Here is a 22,056-nt window from a genome sequence, read left to right as displayed (position 1 = left end):
GTGGTCGACGAGATGGACGACTGGGAGAAGCCGATGGCGCAGCTACCTCCTCACGGCCTGTTTTTTTACCGGTCGCGCGGCGGCCGGCGGCATTCACAGCTGGCTCAGCGCGTGCCCCTGAAGGTGCGAGCTGTTCAAGATTGCAGGTTATCGCCAGCCGAGCGCCGGGGCTACGTGCTTCAGAATAGCCTCGATGACATGGGCGTTGTATTCGACACCGAGCTGGTTCGGTACGGTCAGCAGCAGCGTATCGGCCTCGGTGACGGCTTCATCCTGCGCCAGTTCCTCAACCAGCGCATCTGGTTCCGCCGCATAGGAGCGGCCGAAGATGGCCCGTGTGCTGTCATCGATATAGCCTATTGAATCCCGCTCCTTGCCGCCGCCGCCGAAATAGGCGCGGTCCCGGTCATCGACCAAAGCGAAGATGCTGCGGCTGACGGATACCCGTGGCTGGCGAGTGTGACCCGCCGCCTTCCAGGCCTCGCGATAGGCACGGATCTGCGCCGCCTGCTGCACATGGAAGGGCTCGCCGGTCTCGTCGTCCTTCAATGTCGAGCTTTGCAGGTTCATGCCGCGCTCGGCGGCCCAGATGGCGGTGGCATTGGAGCCGGCGCCCCACCAGATACGTTCCCGCAAGCCTTCCGAATGCGGTTCAAGGCGCAGCATCCCGGGTGGGTTGGGAAACATTGGGTGCGGATTGGGCTCGGCAAAACCCTCACCTTTCAGCACTTCCAGAAACACTTCAGCATGGCGCCGGCCCATATCGGCATCACTGGCACCCTCTTCCGGATGAAATCCGAAATAGCGCCAGCCATTGATGACCTGCTCGGGCGATCCGCGGCTCAGGCCAAGCTGCAAACGACCCTGCGCGATCAGATCGGCAGCACCGGCATCCTCGGCCATATAGAGCGGATTTTCGTAGCGCATATCGATGACGGCCGTGCCGATTTCGATCGATCTGGTACGGGCGCCGACGGCGGCGAGAAGCGGAAAAGGCGATGCCAGCTGCCGGGCAAAATGGTGGACGCGGAAATAGGCGCCATCAGCCCCCAGTTCTTCAGCGGCAACAGCCAGATCAATCGACTGCAGCAGTGCATCGCCAGCAGAGCGCGTGCCGGACTGAGGGGACGGCGACCAATGGCCGAAGGAGAGAAAACCGATGTTTTTCATGGGTAAAAACCTTGCATCTGCAGAAAAGTGATTGCGTTGCCCTAGATATAGGAATGTGGGGGCTAAGTAACGAAGGTCAAACGGTGAACGGTGCGTTCGTTCTACCGCGGCGGTTTACCAGGAGTCTTTCAGTTCAACGCCACATCGTTGCCGTCGGGCCCGCCGGCGCGTTTGATGGTTTCACCCGCCTCGATCGCGCCAGACAGGTTCGGCGTAAAGGCTTAGTCACGGCGCAACTGAAGGTTTTGTCACAAAATCTCCGGTTGATTTGCAGCCTCGATGATCATGCGGCAGATGCAGCCTGAAGAAAGCAGGCAGGCAGAGTTGTGCGGTCATGGTCGATTTCCAAGGCAGTCACTATCCGAAAAAAGTGATTTTAGACGCCGTGTTTTTCTATGTCCGCTATGCGGTTTCCTACCGCGACCTTGAAAAATCATGGCTGAACGCGGTGTCAATCTCGACAATGCGACACTGAATAGATGGGTCGTGAAATACTCGCCGCTGATTGCCCTTCAAGCGAAGCCCCGCAAATCCAAACCCATTGGCTCCTGGCGAATGGATGAGACCTACATTAAGGTCAAAGGCAAATGGGTGTATTTTTATAGCGTCATTGATAAGCACGGCAAACCCTTGATTTCATGCTATCTGAGCATCGCAACGAGGCCCCCGCTACCGATTTTTTCGCCCACACCATCGAGAACAATGGCTGGCCGGACAAAGTCGTGATCGACAAGAGTGGGCGAATTTGGCAGCACTGCAGAACATGAACCTCCTGCTGCTGTTGCACGGTTGGTTCTGGCTGATCGAGATTTGCCAAGTCAAACATCTCAACAACATGACTGAGTAATACCAAGTCTCGAAGATGCTGACGCATCCTTGACTTGAAAAATTGAAAATACCTCAAATGCATCAGAGGCTTGTGATATTTTCAAAGGGAATACGAAGAGTCATTTTCAATGATTTTTCGTATAAGATCATCGTTTCATCAAGAAGCCGACCCGGCCCATGAAGGGCTTCAAACCTTTCGGTCCGCATCATCGACGCTGGACGGCATCGAAGTCGCCCATATGATCCGCAAACAACAGTTTCCCGCCAGTGGCCAATCGGCATTCAAACAGTTCTCCGCACTCGCCGCATAACTGTGCCCTGGGATAGCCCTCTCTCTGCGACCATGCCAAAAGTTTGCGACAAAACCGATGGCACATGTCCAACTGTCCGTCTGCGAAAGATTTGAGACAGATTGGCGTTGCGAAGATCGGAGTTTCTGGTCCGTCGTTATGTTTGTTTTAAGCCGCTCGCTGACGATGTTGCAAGCGGCGCTGTTTGATGGTGTCGCGTTTGATCCTTTCGCGTTCGAGTAGGATGGTATTGCCGCGTCCGAAGTAGACGTCGGCCGGGGTCAGATTGCTGAGACTCTCGTGATATCGGCGATGATTGTAATGATCGACGAAGGCTGCGATCTGGGCCTCAAGGTCCTGCGAGAAGTAATAGTTTTCCAGCAGAATGCGGTTCTTGAGCGTCTGGTGCCAGCGCTCGATCTTGCCCTGGGTCTGGGGATGGCCCGGCGCACCATGCACCTGTTCGATGGATCGCTGTTCGAGCCAATCGCCAAGATCGGCAGCGATGTAGCATGGGCCATTGTCAGATAGCAGGCGTGGTTTGTGCTCGACTCTCGCCGTGTCGCATCCTGAGGCCGTCAACGCCAGCGTGAGCGTATCGGTGACGTCTTCGACCTTCATTGTGGTGCACAGCTTCCAGGCGACGATGTATCGCGAGAAGTCATCCAGGATGGTCGACAGATAGAACCAGCCCCAGCCAATGACCTTGAGATAGGTGAAGTCAGTTTGCCAGAGCTGGTTGGGCCGGGTCGTCTTGTCCTTGAACTCGTCGCCGGCCTTGATGACGATGAAGGCCGGCGAGGTGATGAGATCATGGGCTTTGAGCAGACGATAGACCGAAGCCTCTGATACAAAATACTTTTCCGTATCAGTGAAGCGAACGGCAAGCTCGCGCGGCGACAGTTCGGCCTGCTCCAGCGCCATGTCGATGATCCGGCTGCGAACATCGTCGGGAATGCGGTTCCACAGCCGAGACGGCGCTGAATGCCGATCCTCAAGTCCATCGACACCATGGGTCAGGAACCGATCATATCAGCGGTAGAACGTGGGTCTTGGAATACCGAGCTTGTCGAGTGTGGCCTTGATCGGCAGGTGTGACTGCTCGACGATCCAGATGATCTCAAGCTTCTCGGAGGCGGGATATCTCATTCCTCGTCGCCCCCATCCGCTATCATGCTTTTTTTGAGAAGCCGCAGTTCCAGCGCTTGCTCAGCCACGACCTCCTTCAGATCGCGGGTCTCACGGCGAAGAACCTTGACCTCATCAGAGGTGGCAGCACGCGCCGTATCGCCAGCCAGGCGCTTCTTGCCAGCTTCGAGAAATTCCTTCGACCAGCTATAATAAAGGCTCTCGGCAATGCCTTCGCGGCGGCACAGCGCGGCAATGCTGTCCTCGCCACGCAGGCCTTCCAGCACGATGCGGATTTTGTCCTCCGCCGAGTGGTGCTTGCGCGTCGCACGCCGGATATCCTTGATGACCTGTTCGGCCGCTGCTTTCTGCGGCCCGGATTTCTGTCTCATCTTCGCTTCCTTTGATAGGGCTACGATGAACCAGAAATCCTCCCTTCTCAATTACCAGTCATTTGTCTCAAAGGCGCTGATGGCGGACATTTTTCTCCCGTCCGCCTGGCGAACCAACGCCGCTACTCGAAGCCACGGGTGGAAAATCCAGTGAATTCGCGGGTAAAGCGCCGACGATGGCAGGCGAATGAGCGGCGCTCCTCGATATCTGACAGGTTTGACAATGCATAGAGCGAGGAGCATGTTTTCCAAAAAAGTCAAATGGGAGGAGACCATGACTTACAAAAGCATCAGGGCACTGGAGCGCGGTATAGACGTGTTGCAGTACCTCAATACGGTTAAAGGAGCTGCACCGCCGGAGATTGCTGAAAACGTCAATCTTCCACGTCCTACAGTCCATCGAATTCTTGAAACGCTGAGCGAACTCAACTTGGTCTATCGCAGTCAGCTCGGAGACGAATATCGTCTTAGCTCTGGCGTGCAGCGATTGGCGGGCAACAGGTCATCCGTTCGGCTGAATTGGATTGATGAAATCGCCTTGCCAGCACTGCTTGAACTCACATCGGAGATCATTTGGCCGTCGGACATTGCTGTTTACCACAAAGCTGCAATGATCATCCAGGGAACCACACATCGCATCAGTCCCATGTCGTGCGATGTCGGAATGGTCGGCAATCGGCGTTCCATGCTGATGAGCCCGCTGGGCCGTGCCTATCTCAGTCACTGCCCGGATGACGAGCTAAAGTCGATTCTTTGCGCTCTGAATGCGTCATCAGCATCTGAGGATAAGGGCGCGCGCGATCGCGCTTTCATTAAGGAGATTATTGAAACGGGTCGTCGTGATGGTGTTAGCGCCTGCAACGAACTACCGCACCCGCGATGCGCCAGCCTTGCTGCACCCATTCGCTTGAATGGGAAGGTACTTGCCTGCATGAACGTTGTCTGGCGGGCCAATATGCTCACGATTGAAGACGCAATGGATCAGATACGTGACCCATTGCTCGCAACGCGTGACCGGATCGAAGCTCAACTCCACGAACAGTTCGCACGACCGGCGCTGGGCTCGACAAGCTTCCCTGAAACATACACCCTGCGGACGGGAGCGCGTGATCGCTTGCCTCACAGTCTAGCCCTTGCTTGATTGCATCAATATGGCCCGCCCACGAGGGGTTTCCTTCGTGGGCGGCCCCTATTGGCTCAGAGGAAGGACAAAGCATGACCAAAACACTTGGATTTCTTGGGGCAGGTCGCCTCGCACAGATGCTCGCACCAAAAGCGATAGCCGGTGGCTGGCGGGTTATTCTTTCGAACTCGCGTGGACCTGAAACATTGGCTGATTTGGTCTCTCAACTCGGCCCAAATGCCAGCGCAGCCACCAGCAAAGACATGGTGTTGGCCACCGACATTATTATCCTTGCAATCCGGTGGCCACAAATCGCCGATGCCACAGCTGGCCTGCCCTGGGACGGCAAAACCGTGATTGATGCCACCAACAATCGTCTCGGCCCGAAGCCCGAAGATGTCATCGGCATCGGCGATGCAATCGCCAGTGAACTCGTCGCGGGTTATCTACCCGGTGCAAAGCTGGTCAAAGCTTTCAATCATGAGCCGATCCCTGTGTTCGACAAAACACTGCCTCCCGCTGGGGATGAAAGCGTGCTTTTTCTGGCTGGCGCAGATGCGGAGGCAAAGAAGCAAGTCGCGCAATTGATGCGGGATCTGAAGGCAACACCGATTGATCTTGGCGCGATTGACGAAGGCGGCTTGCTCATTGCCATGGGTGGCCCACTGACGAACAAGTTCAAACTATACACACCCGCTGAAGCCGAAGCTGAAACAAAAGCTGCGCTTGTCTAATACGAAGACACGGAGAACATGACTGTTCGTATTCCACTTTTGAATATCTTAATCATCTGATGCATTTGAGATATTCGGAATTTTGCAAGACGAGGATGCGTCGATCTCTTCGAGTCCTTGTATAAAATCTGTTATTCTTCCCGAGAGAGAGCCGCCTCCGGCTCAGGATTGTGTGCGACATTCGTTTCGACGGAGAGCATCGTGCGATATTACAGGTCGCACACAATTTGAATATTCCAGCCTTAATTACCAGTGCGAGATCCTCGGTCATCTACCAATATTGACCAGAATGATATGTTGCCAGCGCATAGGCGCCCTTGGTCAACGCGCCCCAAGGGTGGGCAGTGATCAGTCCATGAACTCGCCCAGAACCGCAAGCAACACACCTTTCCAAACGCAAATCTAGACCAGTTGACCCTGCGCTTTGAACAGGATGGCGCTGTGCCATACATCAAGCATGGGACACCCGCTCACCATACTTGGGCGCTCTTCAGCTATAGATTCAACCTATTGATTTTTATATATATTTATATTTGACAATCGATTTTTGTACGCACGACGGACGTACATTGTCTGATCCTTGTTCGTCTTGAGTCAGCCTGACACGATGAATGAATAGTTCAAAATAAGGAGCATTCAGACGTGGTCGCTGCCAAAGAACGCACCGTGGTACTCGCCACAAAGAGCACTCAAAAACAGGTGACGCCTTTGGCGCAACCTGAACCCGGCCTCACACCAGAGCAGATCATACAGCGAGCCATTGACTTACGGCCGCTTTTGCTCGACGGCCAAGCCGATGCAGAAGAGCGAGGCACATATTCTCCTGAAATGCATGAGCGTTTTCGCAAGGCCGGTTTCTATCGAATCCTGCAACCTGTGATGTATGGCGGCTATGAGTTTGATCTGACCGTCTTTTCTCGTGTCATCGTCGAAATTGCACGGGGCTGCCCCGGTTCTGGCTGGTGTCTCTGCCTTGCTTCCGGGCATGCCGTGAATGCTGCAGCTTTGTTTGATAAGGCTGGCCAAGACATTATCTTTGGCGATGACGGCGAATTTGCAGCCCCGGCACGCGGCGTACCAGGGGGGACAGCCACGGAGTGTGATGACGGTTGGATCATTGACGGAACCTGGGATTATTGCTCCGGTTCACCCTATAGCACACATGCGATCGTTGGCGTTCGCATCGCGGGTCCAGCGAAAGACGGACCGTCTGAACTCGGAATTGCAATGGTTCCAAGGTCTGGCTGGGAGATGATCGACAACTGGCGCGACTTCATCGGCATGCGCGCCAGTGGCTCAAACAGCATTCGCATCGACAAGCAATGGATACCAAAGGCTCTGCTGGTTCGCCAAAACTTTTTCGCCGTCAATATCGATGGTGGCACCGAAGGTTACAAGTTGCACGGCAACTCCATGTATTCAGGCCGTATGTTCGGCTTTTTCCAGGCGGAGATCACCTCAATTTTGGTCGGCGTCGGCTTTGCTGCGCTAGACGAATTCGAACGGATTGTGGGACTGCGGGCAGGGGCTCCTAAATTTGGGCCTCCGATGCCGGGTGTGCCGGACTTCCATCGGCCCTATGGCGTCGCGCTGGGCATGCTCGAAATGGCATCCAATGCTCTGGCAGCCGGCACTCGGTCCTATCTCGACTATTGCGAACGTGGCGTGAAGGACCCCAGCGCTTATACGGAGTTCGACGATCTTCGCATTCAAGCAGGGTTGCAGCATGCAGCGCATCTGTCGATGGACGCGGTCGAGATCCTCTACAGTGCTGCCGGCACGAGCACCTCAGCGAAAAATGGCTCACGGCTTCAGCGCTATTACCGTGACATTTCCATGGCGCGCACCAATCCCGGCCTGCAATTCGACAAAACGGCCATGCAGTTGGCTGCGCGGAAATTTCCAGAAGGACCGCAAGCCCCCCGCCCGTAAGCAACCGAGAATTGGAAAACAGGCGCACGCGAAACTCAATGGGAGGTGGGTATGCAACATCACGTTCACACTAACAATGATAAGGTTGCAGCGGACACCAAAAGTGTTCTTCCTGCAACGGACTGGACATCAGAACCACAGCAGATAGACACCTCGGCGGTGACAAGTGGAGGCGGGCTGACCGCAGCCGAGGAAAAAGCTGCTCTGAAAGCGAAATTCATCTCTGGCATGGGACGGGTTGCGGCTCCCGTTTCTATTGTTGCCACCGATGGCCCGGCAGGGCGTGCGGGCGTCACAATCTCAGCAATGAGTTCCGTCTCTGCCGATGGAGACCGACCGACCCTGATGATCTGCCTCAACCAGTCATCACGCACATGTCAGGCCCTCGAGAAAAACCGCCATTTCACTCTCAATGTTCTGAATGCACGCAAGCATATCCCCATAGCCGATGCCTTTGCAGGCCGTTTCGGGACATTTTTGCCCGATAAATTCGCGATGGGCGACTGGAAGACCAGCCACTTCGGGATTCCAGAATTGAATGAGGCGACCGCGGTGTTCCATTGCCAAGTCAGCTTCACCCAGATTGTTGGCACGCATATGCTCATTATCGCAGAAGTTGACGAGGTCAGTGAAGCTGAAGGAGCACGGGCTCTCGTTTACTGTAGCCGTGAATATCGTTGCCCTTGAGCGGCTTGCGGGAGGGAGCAAGCCGCAAAATTCAAAGGGAATAATCGTGTAATTTTGATCGCTTTCACACTCTGAAAGCCGTCACCGATCAGGGCACGACCCCTGATCGGTCATCGTTGATGGATGCAGGCCCGAATGGGAGCGGGTCAACGATTAGCTATTTCCAAAAAACGACATGCATAACTTGGGGAGGACAAGGAATGTGTTCAAAGGCAGGCTTATGTCTTGCTGCGAGTTGCTGTGCCCTCACTTTGGTGATGGTTTGCGCGGGTGCCTACGCACAGGATGGCGCAGTTAAAATAGCAAAGACAAACCGAAATCCAACGACGGACGCGCAGAGGCTTGATTGTCCCGGCGGTGACCAGACAAAGCGTTCGAAAGATCCCAACACCAAGACTTGCCCGGATCTGACGCTGGTGGACAATGGTTCAAGTGTGGGTCCAAGTGCAGCTCCAGGCCAGGGCCCCGGTTCCGGAGCAGGACCAGGCCCTGGTCAAGGGCCGGGGCCGGGTGCCGGTCCGGGAGCGGCTCCTGGGCCAGATGGATTGCCGCCGCCGCCCTTCGGAATGATCGTGCCACGTAAATCGTTCAATCTCGGCCCTCCGCTTGGTGGACCTCCGGCGGTGGGCAACATCAATCCGATCTTTGTGATGCCACCGGGCATGGTTGGAGCGCTGAAGCCGGATCAAATTCTGATTGGCCTTGGGGACTTGGCCAAACCGCGCCCGGCTCCGGACGGCTTCAATCATATCGGCACAGAAATCTATACCATGGGAGGGTCCTTCGGGCGCAATCGCGAGACCGTCCAGACCGGTAATTCCAAAGACAATTTCTCTACCTATTTCGCCGGTAGCAGAGTCCAGGATCCGAGCTGGCGTGATAATACCGACAGTAAACAGTACGAATTCTATGGTGACCTTGGTTGGCGAAATGAGACGTCAGCCCTGCACCTTTCCTTGAGTGGCCAGGACCTTAAGTCCTCCGGCAACGGCCTGACACCGGCCGAAATGCTTGCGAAGGACCGTTCAAGTTCCTTCATAGCGCCAAGCGGCGACACGGACAGACGATGGAAGATACAGCTTTCTGGCGAACATGAGACGGACTCAGGTTGGAACGTGAATGGCAAAGCCTACATTGGTCACGTGTCACGGACCAAGCAATGGGCCGATGGTGAAACCCCGCAATCCTGCGCCGACAACGCAGCGACACTTTGCAACATGATGGGCTCGCCCTATCTCACCCTGAATGGTAATCGTTTTCCATTATATTCCAGTTCATACCGTTACGCATCGCTTACCAATTACAGTGAAGACGCTTACACCTACGGTGCATCACTCGAGGGACGAGTCAGCGATACCCTGTTGGGGCGAGCGAACGATTTCGTCATTGGGGCCGCACTTGATGGATCGACGACCTCGGGTACGGTTTCTAGAAGCCTGGGTGAATATACCAGCGACTATGTCTACACCAATGACCAGGGAGTTTATCAGACAACCTCGGCAGATTTGCGAGCGCTTTACTTCTCGGTTTATGCTGCAGATCAGCTCGCGGTGACGGATCGGCTGACGGTAGGCAGTGCGCTGCGGTTTAACGTTTCAGACCTCAATCGCTACAACGGTTCGGCAACGAACGTCACTTACGACTATGATCTGAACATGCACAAAACCTACTACAGCGTCGATCCGTCAATCGGCCTCACCTACAAGTTCAACAGTGATTTGGTGGGATATGCCGGCTACAACCGCGAAAGCCGGGCTCCTACTTCTTTTGGGACGATGTGCAGCAATCTCGCATCAACCTGTGCGTTTCCCAACTTCCCGATAGCCGACGAACCGCTTTTGCAGACGCACTCGAACAATTTCGAAGCTGGCCTTCGCGGACAAAACACCGTACTCGGCGACGCAACCCTCTCATGGAATGTGCGGCTGTTTTCGCAGATGACCTCGGATACCTATTGGCTGGTATTGCGTGAAACACGCCCGATGTTCAGCAATGTAGGAGACAGCTGGCGCCGGGGCGTTCGTTTCAATGCGGCCCTGGAAACCGGTCCCTGGACGATCGGCCTTGACTACATCCTGCAAAAATCAACCTTCGAAAAGGAGTTTACGGAATTCAGTTCGGATAATCCCTCTGCAGATGCAATGGGCAATATCACTGTCCCTAAGGGCTCGGAAATGCCCAACATCCCAAACCAGATATTGAACTTGAGTGTCGATTATGCCGTCAATGATCGTTTGAAAATTGGCGCTTTGGGTACGGGAGTTGCTGGAAGCTATGCTCAATTTGACGAAAACAATACGCTCAAAAAGTCAGACCCTTATGCGCTCCTTTCACTGAATGCGAGCTACAAGCTCAGTGACAATGCTGAAATTTTCGGGCTCATAACCAATGTTTTCGATACGAAATATAATGCAATGGCAGCGCTTATAAAAGTCAACTCCATCCCCAGTTTGGGCCTGACAAATTCGATGGGTTACATTCCCGGCGACGGTCGCGCCTTCTATGCCGGGCTTCGGGTGACATTCTGACGGTTGTAAAGAGCGCAATTTGACACGCCGGAAAGTGCATTCTCAACGTGAGCTGAGTGCACTTCCGCGGGACGTTACACCAATTTTCCTGCATGGGAGGACATGCACGCTTCGATAACGAATGCGGCCCAAAGCCTCCTCATATAAGCTTCTGATTGCTGAATGTTCGCATTCCGAGAGACTATTTTTCGTCGTCCGGGTTACCGTCGGACGACGATTTTGGTTTTGTGTCTTGCCTCGATTATTGCCTGAAACTTAAAAAATAAACGGATAGGATTTCGATTAAATCAGCTCGTGCTGTTGCCCATGATGGACATATTTGGCGGTAAAATTCGTATCATACTCAATTGAGGCATCGTCCAGGAGCTTTTGTTCAATGAAAGATTGTGCTCGCTTGAGAGCCGGTAAAAACTGAGTGATGCCATCCTGCAGCTTTACAGCTCGCGGAAGCCAAACAATGCTCAGACATGCAAGCACACGATTGTCATAACGAATGGGAACGGCGATGGCCGCGATCAGTGGATACGAGTTTCGTTGCTCGACAGCGTACCCGTCGCTAATAACTTTGTTGATCAAATTTCGAGTGTGGGCACCGGCACCCCGCTGGCTATCAGGCCGCTGACTATCGGAATGGGTCCGATCGCCAAAATGTCCGAGATGCTCGAGAATCTGCGCCCGCTGTTGTTGGGGGCAGAAGGCCAAATAGGCAAGACCGCATGCACTTGTCAGCATTGATCGGTGGTTGTCATCAAAATCCAGCAGGTTGATATGATAGGGGTTTAGTGAGTGGGTTGTATCGCGCTTGAGCATTGTACAGCTGTACGCATCGAAGGTGGTTATCTCACTGGTCCACACCACTTCCTTTTGTAACTCGAGCAGAATGGGCTCAGCCGCCCAGAGCGCCCATACGTCATCCGTCAGCCCTTCCTTGAGGGCGCGTGTGGCAATGGTCGGTCGATAAACACCATCGTCACCAAGCGAGATAAGGCCACTTTTTTCAAGGGTACCGAGTAAACGATAGATCGTGGGTCGCGAGAGCCCGAAATGGGCAACGGTGGCCTGTCTGGTCGCGCCACCGGTCTCGCTGAGAAACTCAAGCACATTGAGTCCACGGGACAAAGCTCTGATGTTTTCTGACATGTTGTTATTCCTCCCGCGTCAAATTGGTCACTCATTTTAACGTCTGTCAATATGCTTTGCGCCCAAGAGCGCACGGTGCCGATAACGGTAACTTTTGTGGATTGGATGGGTCAGACACCAGGCGGACGAGCGCGACATGGGAGTTGGCTCTGGGCCGTGCCACGGTCAGAAATACGCCCATTGGTGCGCCATCAAGCGCATGCCTAATCAAGGGAGCGAACATGGCAAATGCAGAAACCAATTCGGGGCGGGGCAAAGGGTATGGCTGGCGTCTGAGTTTGGGCATGCTGTTGCCATCGAGCAACCCGGTGGCTGAGCCGGAATTGACGCGGATGCTTCCGGAGGGGGTTTCACTCCTCACGACCCGGCTCAAGCTCGCAGGCAGTAGCCGTGAAGAACTCTTGGGAATGACGGGGCAAATCGAAGGTGCTGTTCCCTTGCTGTGCGACGCTGGGGTCGATCGCATTGTCTTCAACTGCACGGCCGTTTCGACGTTCGACGTGGAAATGGGAAATATGCTGCGCCAGCGGATCGAAAAGATTGCGGCGCGGCCTGCGACCAGCACCGCAGACGGCGTGGTTGCGGGCCTTAAGGCGCTCGGTGCGAAGCGCATCGCGCTGATTACCCCCTACATTTCCTCCGTCGTCGAGCGCGAGACGGCATTCCTTGAGCATCACGGCTTTGAAGTGGTCCGCGCTGTGGGGCGCGACCTTGACGAAGGCAAGGCGATGTCATCGGTGGAGCCGGGTCAATGGTATCGCTGGGCGTTGGACAATGCAGGTTGCGGTGCCGACGTTTACTTCCTCAGCTGCACGGCCATCCGCGTCATCGATATCGTCGCGACGCTTGAGTGTGATCTTGGTGTGCCGGTGCTGACCAGCAATCAGGCAATGCTCTGGTGGTGCCTGCGCAATGCTGGGCTGAACGATAGCCCCGAGGCCTTTGGTCGTTTGTTCACCAAACACTTGCCCGCGTAAACATTGGGGAAATGACATGAGTATCCGTGGCAAGGCCTTCATTGTTGGGGCCTACGAGCATCCGGGCCGCAATCTGCCTGACCATTCCGTGCAGCAAATCCATGCAGAATGTGCGATGGGCGCACTTAGCGACGCGGGCCTGTCCATCAAAGACGTGGATGGTTATTTCAGCAATGGCCAATTGGGGTTCGGCGGCATTTCCATGGCCGAATATCTCGGCCTGAGATTGAATTACATCGATTCCACCTTTACCGGGGGCTCCTCCTATATGGCGCATGTCGGCCATGCCGCTGCTGCCATTGCCGCAGGAAAGTGCAAGGTTGCCCTCATCACGCAAGGGGCCAAGGTGCGGGGTGTCCTTCGCGGTGCCAAACATACGGCGGATACACCGGAATTTCCCTTCGAGACGGTCTATGGCGAAACCAATGCGGCCATTTATGCGCTGGCTGCGCGTCGGCATATGCATGAATACGGTACAACAGCAGAACAGCTCGCCGCCGTTAAAGTTGCGGCGGCGGCCTATGCGCAACACAATCCAAATGCGCTGTTGCGCAAGCTCGTTTCAATCGACGATGTTGTGAATTCACCAATCATTGCGGACCCCCTTCATCGGCTCGATTGCTGCGTCGTGACTGACGGTGGCGGCGCTCTTGTTCTTGTTGCTCCTGAAATCGCGCGAAGCTTGAAGCGCCAGAGTGTCAAGCTTTTGGGTCATGCCGAAGCGATCCGGCATGGTGGAGATGGCCCAAGCGATTTTGCCAGCACGGCAGCGGCGCTTTCAGGACCCCGTGCATTCACTGAGGCGGGCGTCAGCCCTCGAGACGTTCGGTATGCCTCGATTTACGACTCCTTCACCATCACCGTCATCATGACTTTGGAGGATCTCGGCTTTTGCGGGAAAGGTGAGGGTGGCGCATTCGTTGCCAGCGGCGCGCTGGGGCTTGATGGCCTGCTCCCGATCAACACCGATGGCGGTGGCCTCTGCAACAACCATCCGGGCTACCAAGGCGGTATGGTGCGAACCATCGAAGCGGTGCGCCAGCTGCGGGGCGAAGCCAATCCAAATACACAGGTCAAAAACTGCACCATAGCACTGGCGCACGGAACCGGCGGCGGCATGTCGCGGCACGCCAGCGTTACGCTGGTATTGGGTCAGGAGGACGCATAATGGAAGACCGTCAAGAAGTGCAAGCGCTTCCCATTCCTGTGCCGGTGGTTTTCCCGGAAACAGAACCGTTCTGGACGAATGCCCGAAAAGGCAAGTTGCTGCTGCCGTTCTGTACGCATTGTGCGAAGCCGGTTTGGTATCCAAAAGCATTCTGCACCGCGTGCGGTAGCTTTGAGCTTGACTGGCGTGAAGCGTCCGGCTTGGGCGAAATCTATAGCTTCACGGAAGTCATGAAAGGTGAGGGTGCCTATCGTGAGACGCCGGGCTACATTCTTGCGCTGATCGACCTTGATGAGGGCGTGCGCATGCTCAGTAACCTCGTCGACTATAGCCGGGAAACGCTGCGCATAGGTCAGCGCGTAAAGGTCGTGTTTCACAATAGCAGCGACGCCACCGCTCTCCCACGATTCACACCGGCCTGATTTGCCGAATTCAATTTTAGATGTAGTGGAAGGAGGAGGCATTGAACAAGGTCTTCGAAAGTACCAGTGACGCTGTTGCGGATATCAAGGACGGCGCATCGATTGCAATTGCTGGCTTTGGCGTTGGCCATTCCTATCCCAACAGCCTGGTGTTGGCGTTGCAGGCACAAGGGGCCAAGAATCTCGCCATCATCGCGAATTCTCTGGGGGCGGGAGGCGATTTTCGCCCGCAGATCCTGGTGCAGAACGGTCAGGTAAGCAGGCTTGTTCTGTCTTTCTCCGTCCGCCCGGGCATGCCTTCGCCGGAAGAGGAAAAGATTGCGGCAGGCGAGATTGCACTTGAAATGGTGCCACAGGGCATTCTCGTGGAGAGACTGCGGGCGGCGGGTGCCGGTTTGCCTGCTTTCTATAGCCCCGTCACTGTCGGAACTCCTCTCCAGGAGGGCAAGGAAGTACGGCGCTTTGGCGAGCGGGATTATGTTCTCGAACATGCTCTGCCCGTTGATGTTGCGCTGATCCGTGGATACCGCGCTGACCGTTTCGGCAATGTCGAATTTCGCGGCAGCAGTGCGCATTTTCATGCCAGCTTTGCCAGGGCGGCGAAATTGACCATCGTTGAGGTGGAGCACATTGTTGAAGCTGGCGAAATCTCGCCCGAACGCGTCGGCTTGCCGGGTATTTTTGTTTCGCGCGTCGTGCAGACGGTTGCCAAATATCCGGCCCCTGCGGGCCGTATGGGCCGCCGTGCGCCTGAGAGCGGGCGGGAATATTTCGGCAAACCAGCCTTAACCCGCACGAATATGGCAAAGCGTGCTGCTGCACTCTTGCCCGAAGGTGCCTATGTCAATCTTGGCTCAGGCCTGCCCACGCTGGTTGCTGGGCACACGCAGGACAAATCCATCTTTCTTCACGCGGAGAATGGGGCTCTCGGTTACGATCTGCTGCAGGATCCTACGCAATTTGATGTCGATTTTTTCGATGCGGCAGGAAACTTCATCAAAATGCGACCCGGTGGTGCGTTGTTCGACAGCGTAGCCTCCTTTGAAATTGCGCGATCAGGAAAGCTGTCGGCGATCCTTCTGGGGGCCTATCAGGTCAGTGAAAAGGGTGATCTCGCCAATTGGGCCGTACCGGGCCAATCCGGTGGGGGCATTGGCGGCGCTATGGATCTCGCATCTTCCGGGAGCAAGGTTATCGTTCTCATGGAACATTGCGATGGCAAGGGTAAGCCAAAATTTGTGCGCGAATGTTCCTATCCGCTCAGCGCGCTTGCGTGTGTCGATACGGTGGTGACTGACCTTGCGCTGCTGGTGCGTCAGGGAAATGGCTTTGAAGTGACTGCGATTGCAGAAGGATTCACGCCAGATGAAATTCGTGCGCTGACACCGATCGACATCACATTTGCACAATCACTCGAGGTGATGTGAGCGGCCTGATGCCGCCATTGGGTCGGCATCAGGCGGTGGTGTGAACAAAGGTGGGGACGATTTTTTTAATCTTCCGTTTCGTTCCGGAACGGAAATAACAAGGGAGAAGACAATGAAACTATCTCAGTCAGTCGAGTTGAAGGCACCCGCTGCGGAAGTCTGGACATTCATCAGCGATTTTTACAATTTTCATGCTTGGCAACCCCACATTGAATCCACGGCTCCGGGGCCAGCCAAGGGTGAGCGCATTGTCAAGATGAAGCGCGGCAACACTGTTCTTGACCGCATTGCTGTGCTTGACAATGAAAAGCGCACACTTGCTTACGAAATGGTTCCGAACCAGGATCTGCCACCCGGTGCGCCGAAGCTCGAAGGTTTTCTGGCGACATTCGTTGTGGGTGAGTCAGGTGCGGGCTCTAAAGTTGAGTATAGTATTGCCGTTGAGGTGCCGAGTGCGATCCAGGAAATGGCAGAAAAGGGAATTGGCAGTGACATCTCCGGTGCCTTGCAGGGGCTGAAGGACAAGTTTGAAGAAGCCTGAGATCTGAGCAGAATTTCAATACCGGGTCATTTGAACCGCCGCTCGCAAGAGCGGCGGTTTTTCTTTGTGGATGACATGCGGCGATAGGGTTTGGATGGTCCATGACAAACGTCAAAGAGTGACGCAGATGTTCATTCAGCACCTCGAAATGCTCGGAGCAAGCGGCAAACCAATGAAGGTCGGATGGGGTATCAAGCACGGTTGCGGTGCCGAGGCTTCAAGCAGTTTGCTTGGCATGGGTTGTGTCGGCACTCAGCAGAATAGGGTTCCGTGGAAGTGGCCTGCCCAAACAGGAGAAGGCCGACCTGGCTTTCGCCACCGTCGACCTTCTCCTGTTCTTTCATCGCAACCTGATCCCGTTACGAGTGCGTCACCACGCCTGTGAGGCCGGGCGGGCGCGTGCGCCGCCCCTCAACCATTTAGGTGGCGTGTACCTGGGGGGTGCCGGACAAAAAAGCCCGACGATTGGTTGCCATCAGCACTGCGGCAATACCATTCAGCGCTGCAATGGTCAGGACGCTTGGCATATAGGTATGGGTGTGATCGAACAACTGTCCGACAACGATTGGCGCGACAGCGCTTGCGATCGTCATCATTGAAATCGCAAAGCCGGAGACCGCAGCAAAATGCCGTGAATCAAAGGTTTCGCTCAGCAGGGCCATTGAGCTTACCTGCACCGCACCATAGCCCGCGCCCAACAAGACGGCATAGGCATAGAGCATGATTGAGTTATGAGCGTAACCGAGTGTCAATATACCCAAAGCAAAGACAAGGAGGCCAGCCGCGAGAATATTGCGGGTTCCCAAACGCTCACTGAAAGCTCCAACGGCGAAGTTGCCCAGCAAGGTCGAGGCGGCCATCAAGGATAGTGATGCTGCTGCATCCGTCGGGGCAAAGCTGGAATCATGCAGAAGCGCCAAGCCATGGGCGATGTAGAATGAACATCCGGCACCAGCCGTGACAATGCATGTGATCACCAGCCACAGTGCCGGCGATTTATAGACCGATCCCTTCTGGTCTCCTGAAGCGTCGAATTGTGCGAATTTCGCAACATCGGCACCGCTTGCGCCCGGTGGCGTATCGCGCACAACGAAGATTGCCAGAAACAAAGCCAGGGCTCCGGCACCGATGAAGACCAGCCATCCGGCGCGCCAATCGCTAAGGGCAATGGACCGACTGATCAGCGGTGCCGCAACAAAACCGCCAACGCCCATTGTGGCATAAAGCACCGCAAAGGCCCGAGCCCGCTTTTTATCAAACCAGGCTGCGACACAAGCCTGATTGGCAACGAAACCACCAGCACTCATGGCCAATCCCATGAGGATGCCAAATGCAACGACGACCTGCCACGGCTTTTCAACCCAGAAAGCCATTGCGCTCGCTCCAAGCAGCAGCAACAGGCTGCCTGCGATCAGCACGAGGCGCGCACCAAAGCGATTGACTGCGGAACCGACGAGCGGCGCTGTAATGCCGGTAACGGCCATGTTGACGGACACGAGCAGCCCGAGGAGACTGCGATCCCAGCCCAGCGATGTGACCATGGACGTGTTGATCACGCTTGCACCGTAGATGGGAAACGCCGCGTTCATGCATAGGATAAGCGAGCATGCGGCCAGGATGGCTCGGCCATACCGAGGATGTGTGGAATGAAATGGAAACAGCCTCATTGGGCGACCTCTTGATATCGAGAACGTTCCGAATATCGGAGACGGGCGCAATTAACCATTTAACTGCGTGACTTGAACACTAAAGCCTTCAGCAGCACCCTACATCTTGGCTGACGCAGGCGTCCGGCAGATGTATCCGTGTACACATACCGGACATGGCCTTGACCCTTGTTGTCGATTGCCAATGGCGGGTTTCAAATCATCCTCAGGAGAGTGCTCGCTAAAATTGCGAGGGCTCATGCGGAGGGTGAGGTGCGTTAATGGTAAATGTTGAGCGAAAGTTCGAAACTGTTGGATTGGAGCCGCCGGAGCCGAACTTGCAGCCAGATGAGATGATCGCGCGAGCGACGGCCATGATCGGCACACTCAGAGCGCGCCAGGCGGATGCCGAGGCCGGTGGGCGCCTGCTGGAGGTTACCCATCAGGAGTTCATGCGGGCTGGTTTTTATCGTGTTGTCCAGCCGCGCCGTTTCGGTGGCTACGAATTTGACCTGACCACTTACGTGAAGGTGATGATGGAAATCGCCCGCGGCTGCCCTTCAAGCGGCTGGGTTCTGGCGCTTGTGTCAGGCCATCCTATCATGCTGGCTGATTTCAGCGAACGGGCACAGATCGAAGCCTATGGCGATGACGGTGATTATCGGTGTCCCTCGGTTGGGTCGCCAGTTCCGGTGACGCTTGAAAAGGGCGGATTTCGTGTCAGCGGCGGTTGGGATTATGCATCAGGTTGCGATGTCTCGACCCATGCAATGGTCAGTGGTCTGACACCGGAAGCCGACGGCAGCATGACGCCCCGATTGATGCTGGTTGACCGTTCTGATTATGAAATCGTCAATAACTGGGACATGATTGGGATGCAGGGCACCGGCTCTCGTCGGCTGGTCGTCAAGGATGTTTTTGTGCCGGAATATCGTACCGCTCCCATCGTCATGTGGCGCGGCGAGCGTGGCGCGGCGGTGCATGCAAACCCAATGTATAACGGCCGCAAAGCATCGTATTTTGTGATTGAGCTGGGTGCGGTCGTGGTCGGCGCTGTAAAGGGTGCGCTCGATATTTTCGAAGACATCTTGCGCAACAAGCCGATGCGCTTCTCATCAAAGCAGCGTTTGTACGAGAGCCATGAGTTCCAGCAATATTATGGCGATGCCCAAACCAAGATCGATTCCGCCGAAGCGCTTCTCTTGAAGGTGACGGAACGCTATCTGGAAGCGTGCAGCCTGCATCAGGAGACTGGCGAAGGTTTTACTGAAGAGACCGACAGACGGCTCTTTGCTGCCGCCCAGGAGGCCTGCCGCCTTGCTTGGGACGGGTTGGAAATCATCTTCACCACGGCGGGCACGAGCACCGGGGCCAAGCAATCCATGCTCGCCCGTATTTATCGAGATGCGGCGGTGCAGAAAACCCATTTTGTTCAGCAACGGTCGCGCACGGCCGTCAACGCTGCACGCCTTCACTTCGGGCTTGCCCCGCTCAGCCCGTTCTGACTGCTATGGAGACCATCTTGACATCAGCAGGGTCGTCGCTCGATCCAGACTGGATCCGTGCGGAGTTTAAACGTCGGCGTGGTCACTGGCATGATGACTGGGAAGCTATGCTGTCCTATTCCCCAGCCTATGTTGCGGCCTATCTCGATTTCTCCGTCTATTCCGACGAGCAAGGATCGATATCGCCAAAACTGCGCGAATTGATCTATGTGGCAACGAATTGTTCGCCCACGCATATGTTCGAAAAGGGGTTTAAAAACCACGCCCGGCAGGCACTGGATTTGGGGGCTAGCCCTTCGGAGCTTCTTTCCGTGGTCGCGACGGTCAGTGCGATGGGCATTCATTCTTATCTGCTCGCCGCTGAAGCAATTGCCGAGTTCGCGCCCGGTGAGATTGTTGTCGATGAGCCGTCTGCGACGATGGTGCGCAAGGAGCATCTCGCCGTTTTCGGGGCAATATTGGACGAGGTTCAGGCAGGAATAAAGCTTGATCCGAAATTCTATCAATGCTGGCTCAATTTCGCGGCCGCCCCGATACGGGGTCCAGATGCAACACTGTCGATGAAAGAGGCGCATCTGATTGCGCTTGCGGTTCATGCGCAGGTCACCCAACTCAATCCGGTTGGCGTGCGTCAACATGTGCGGGCAGCATTGGAGCATGGAGCAAGCGCACGGGAAGTGCTCGATGTGTGCAAACAGATATCGAGCATGGGCATTCACGCCATGGTTTTTGGCCTGCCGATCATCAACAGCTTAACACGGGGAGGTGTGTGAGATGCGGGGTGTTGAGCGGCGTTATGACGCCGGAGATACAAAATGTATCGGATATTATGCGGCGGGAGACAGCGCCGCCAAAACCGGCGTTCTGTTGCTGCATGAAGCCCCTGGGCTCGGACCTCATATGCGCAGACGCGCCGACATGCTGGCGAGCCTTGGCTATCACGCCTTCGCAGCAGATTTATACGGGGCAGGGCAGCTGGTGAAAGAGCATGCGCAGGCGCGGGCCTTGGTGGGCGCACTGAAAGCGCAGCCCGATCTGTTGCTGGCGCGTGTCGAAGCCGGGTTGAAAGCCCTCTCTGACGCCGCCCGATTGGATGTCGGAGCTATCGCTGTCGCTGGCTATTGTTTCGGTGGCTGGTGCGGGCTTGAACTGGCCCGGTGGGGTGTTCCGGTCAAAAGCGCAACCGTCTTTCATGGTGCATTGACGAGCGAGCGGGGTGCGGCAGGCATCAAGACCTCCCTGATGGTTTGTGTCGGTGATGCCGACCCTTTTTCGCCGATGAGCCAAATACACGGCTTCCAGCAGGACATGAGCACCGCAGGTGTCGACTACCAACTGTGCCTCTTCGGGGGTGTTGGTCACGGGTTCACCGATCCAGATATTCATGAGGCTGGCCCCGGCTTTGGTTATGACGCCAAGGCTGATGCCTGCTCATGGGGCGCTTTCATTTCCCTTCTGGGTGAAACACCGGCTGCCTAAAGTTTGTCAAGGAAAAGTGGACTCCGATCTCCCTGAAAAGACAAACAAAAACAATAGGCTATAGCTGTAACATAGGATGCAACTGATGAAATTCGATGGCAAATTGGTACTCATAACGGGTGCCGCGACCGGTATCGGTCGCGCAACTGCACGAAGCCTTGGCCAGTTGGGTGCCCGGGTTGTTATCGTGGATATCAACGAGGACGGCGCGAAAGAAGCGGCCAAGTCGGTGCCCGGCGGCAAGGCGGTAGCCTTCCGCTGCAATCTCGCCAACGATCAGGAAGTCGCTGACTTGCAGCGACAGGTCGAAAGCCGCTGCGGTGTGGTCGATATCCTCATCAACAACGCCGCCAAGCCTCCGGTGACCGGCTCAATTTTGAACGTTGGTCTCGATCAGTTTCAAGCCGCATTCGATGTCAATGTGCTGGGCTATCTTCGCACCATCAAGGCTTTTTTGCCGGGAATGCTGGAGCGCAACGCGGGCCACATCGTCAACACCTCGTCTGCATTGGCGCTGCTTCCTGATCCACCGATCCGCTTCATGGGCCCCTATATCACCTCCAAAGGTGCCCAGCTTTCAATGAGCTATGCCTATGCGCATGCCCTAAGCGGGACCGGTGTCGGCATCTCGGTTTTCTGCCCCGGTATTACGGCAACCGCCGAGATGCCAGGCGGCGTCTCGCCAACCCCGCCGCCGGGAATGCCTGCACCAGAAGAGTTTTCCATCGGTGTTCCGACGCGACGCACTGTGCGTGTGCCGGCAGAACATGCCGCAAAGGTCTTGATTGAAGGCCTTGAGCGGGATGCCTTCCTGATCTGCTCGCAGTCCAATTATCAGCCAGACCTCATCGCATTCGCATCGTCCGGTTATGATCCCGCTTCGATCGTGGCCGAGGCTGTTGGCGAGACAAAACGAAGCTTGGGGGCGTAAGGCGATGG

Annotated in this window: 17 protein-coding genes and 3 pseudogenes; 16 read left to right on the top strand and 4 right to left on the bottom strand. The window is 55.5% G+C overall.

What is annotated here, in order from left to right:
- Positions 1 to 147 precede the first annotated feature (147 nt).
- Positions 148 to 1,170, bottom strand: coding sequence for an LLM class flavin-dependent oxidoreductase (locus tag H1Y61_RS22600; protein WP_180575404.1), 1,023 nt, complete (start codon positions 1,168 to 1,170; stop codon positions 148 to 150).
- A 334-nt stretch (positions 1,171 to 1,504) separates the two neighbouring features.
- On the opposite strand from H1Y61_RS22600, the pseudogene H1Y61_RS22595 reads away from it, so the two are divergent.
- Both H1Y61_RS22595 and H1Y61_RS26755 read left to right on the top strand, forming a co-directional pair.
- A pseudogene (locus H1Y61_RS22595) lies at positions 1,505 to 2,014 on the top strand (IS6 family transposase); the annotation flags it as partial.
- A gap of 128 nt (positions 2,015 to 2,142) precedes the next feature.
- A pseudogene (locus H1Y61_RS26755) lies at positions 2,143 to 2,309 on the top strand (IS6 family transposase); the annotation flags it as partial.
- 147 nt (positions 2,310 to 2,456) lie between these two features.
- On the opposite strand, the pseudogene H1Y61_RS22590 reads toward H1Y61_RS26755, so the two are convergent.
- Positions 2,457 to 3,808 (bottom strand): annotated as a pseudogene (locus tag H1Y61_RS22590) (IS3 family transposase).
- Between the two features lie 274 nt (positions 3,809 to 4,082).
- On the opposite strand from H1Y61_RS22590, the gene H1Y61_RS22585 reads away from it, so the two are divergent.
- The 5 genes from H1Y61_RS22585 to H1Y61_RS22565 all read left to right on the top strand — a co-directional run bounded on the left by H1Y61_RS22585 (position 4,083) and on the right by H1Y61_RS22565 (position 10,812).
- Entirely contained in the window at positions 4,083 to 4,949 is an 867-nt protein-coding gene (locus tag H1Y61_RS22585) for a helix-turn-helix domain-containing protein (RefSeq protein WP_235680987.1), read from the top strand.
- Between the two features lie 74 nt (positions 4,950 to 5,023).
- A complete protein-coding gene (locus H1Y61_RS22580; RefSeq protein ID WP_180575402.1) occupies positions 5,024 to 5,665 on the top strand; it encodes an NADPH-dependent F420 reductase in 642 nt (213 codons plus the stop codon).
- 642 nt (positions 5,666 to 6,307) lie between these two features.
- The gene (locus H1Y61_RS22575; RefSeq protein WP_180575401.1) at positions 6,308 to 7,597 is read left to right on the top strand and encodes an acyl-CoA dehydrogenase family protein; all 1,290 of its coding nucleotides are present in this window, start codon (positions 6,308 to 6,310) and stop codon (positions 7,595 to 7,597) included.
- A gap of 51 nt (positions 7,598 to 7,648) precedes the next feature.
- On the top strand, positions 7,649 to 8,284 hold the full coding sequence (locus tag H1Y61_RS22570) for a flavin reductase family protein (protein WP_180575400.1): 636 nt from the start codon (positions 7,649 to 7,651) through the stop codon (positions 8,282 to 8,284).
- A 200-nt stretch (positions 8,285 to 8,484) separates the two neighbouring features.
- Positions 8,485 to 10,812 (top strand): TonB-dependent receptor domain-containing protein, encoded by a 2,328-nt coding sequence (locus H1Y61_RS22565; protein ID WP_180575399.1) that lies wholly within the window; start codon positions 8,485 to 8,487, stop codon positions 10,810 to 10,812.
- Between the two features lie 282 nt (positions 10,813 to 11,094).
- Here H1Y61_RS22565 and H1Y61_RS22560 read toward each other — a convergent pair whose 3' ends face one another.
- Positions 11,095 to 11,952, bottom strand: coding sequence for a helix-turn-helix domain-containing protein (locus tag H1Y61_RS22560; RefSeq protein WP_180575398.1), 858 nt, complete (start codon positions 11,950 to 11,952; stop codon positions 11,095 to 11,097).
- Between the two features lie 221 nt (positions 11,953 to 12,173).
- On the opposite strand from H1Y61_RS22560, the gene H1Y61_RS22555 reads away from it, so the two are divergent.
- The 5 genes from H1Y61_RS22555 to H1Y61_RS22535 are packed head-to-tail and all read left to right on the top strand — an operon-like array spanning position 12,174 to position 16,487.
- Positions 12,174 to 12,929: an aspartate racemase/maleate isomerase family protein gene (locus H1Y61_RS22555; RefSeq protein WP_180575397.1), complete on the top strand. Its 756-nt coding sequence runs from the start codon at positions 12,174 to 12,176 to the stop codon at positions 12,927 to 12,929.
- A gap of 16 nt (positions 12,930 to 12,945) precedes the next feature.
- Complete coding sequence (locus tag H1Y61_RS22550) at positions 12,946 to 14,097, top strand: thiolase domain-containing protein (RefSeq protein ID WP_180575396.1); 1,152 nt, start codon at positions 12,946 to 12,948, stop codon at positions 14,095 to 14,097.
- Complete coding sequence (locus tag H1Y61_RS22545) at positions 14,097 to 14,519, top strand: Zn-ribbon domain-containing OB-fold protein (RefSeq protein WP_180575395.1); 423 nt, start codon at positions 14,097 to 14,099, stop codon at positions 14,517 to 14,519. The genes H1Y61_RS22550 and H1Y61_RS22545 overlap by 1 nt, the downstream gene beginning before the upstream one ends.
- Positions 14,520 to 14,560: 41 nt before the next feature.
- Positions 14,561 to 15,946, top strand: coding sequence for a 3-oxoacid CoA-transferase (locus H1Y61_RS22540; RefSeq protein WP_180575394.1), 1,386 nt, complete (start codon positions 14,561 to 14,563; stop codon positions 15,944 to 15,946).
- A gap of 40 nt (positions 15,947 to 15,986) precedes the next feature.
- Positions 15,987 to 16,487 carry an SRPBCC family protein gene (locus tag H1Y61_RS22535; RefSeq protein ID WP_235680986.1) on the top strand — a complete coding sequence of 167 codons (501 nt, stop codon included), beginning with the start codon at positions 15,987 to 15,989 and terminating at the stop codon, positions 16,485 to 16,487.
- A gap of 419 nt (positions 16,488 to 16,906) precedes the next feature.
- On the opposite strand, the gene H1Y61_RS22530 is transcribed toward H1Y61_RS22535, so the two are convergent.
- Complete coding sequence (locus tag H1Y61_RS22530) at positions 16,907 to 18,076, bottom strand: MFS transporter (protein ID WP_235680985.1); 1,170 nt, start codon at positions 18,074 to 18,076, stop codon at positions 16,907 to 16,909.
- A 338-nt stretch (positions 18,077 to 18,414) separates the two neighbouring features.
- On the opposite strand from H1Y61_RS22530, the gene H1Y61_RS22525 reads away from it, so the two are divergent.
- The 4 genes from H1Y61_RS22525 (at position 18,415) to H1Y61_RS22510 (ending at position 22,048) form a co-directional block, all read left to right on the top strand.
- Positions 18,415 to 19,638, top strand: coding sequence for an acyl-CoA dehydrogenase family protein (locus H1Y61_RS22525; protein WP_234891081.1), 1,224 nt, complete (start codon positions 18,415 to 18,417; stop codon positions 19,636 to 19,638).
- A gap of 17 nt (positions 19,639 to 19,655) precedes the next feature.
- Positions 19,656 to 20,411 carry a carboxymuconolactone decarboxylase family protein gene (locus H1Y61_RS22520; RefSeq protein WP_235680984.1) on the top strand — a complete coding sequence of 252 codons (756 nt, stop codon included), beginning with the start codon at positions 19,656 to 19,658 and terminating at the stop codon, positions 20,409 to 20,411.
- Position 20,412: 1 nt separating this feature from the next.
- Positions 20,413 to 21,117, top strand: coding sequence for a dienelactone hydrolase family protein (locus H1Y61_RS22515; RefSeq protein WP_180575392.1), 705 nt, complete (start codon positions 20,413 to 20,415; stop codon positions 21,115 to 21,117).
- An 85-nt stretch (positions 21,118 to 21,202) separates the two neighbouring features.
- Entirely contained in the window at positions 21,203 to 22,048 is an 846-nt protein-coding gene (locus H1Y61_RS22510; protein ID WP_180575391.1) for an SDR family NAD(P)-dependent oxidoreductase, read from the top strand.
- Positions 22,049 to 22,056 lie beyond the last annotated feature (8 nt).

Origin of the sequence: Agrobacterium vitis, from assembly GCF_013426735.1 — a bacterium.
Lineage (GTDB): Bacteria > Pseudomonadota > Alphaproteobacteria > Rhizobiales > Rhizobiaceae > Allorhizobium > Allorhizobium vitis_D.
The sequence above is the reverse complement of the archived record's forward strand: the minus strand, read 5'-3'. Positions and strand labels throughout refer to the sequence as shown.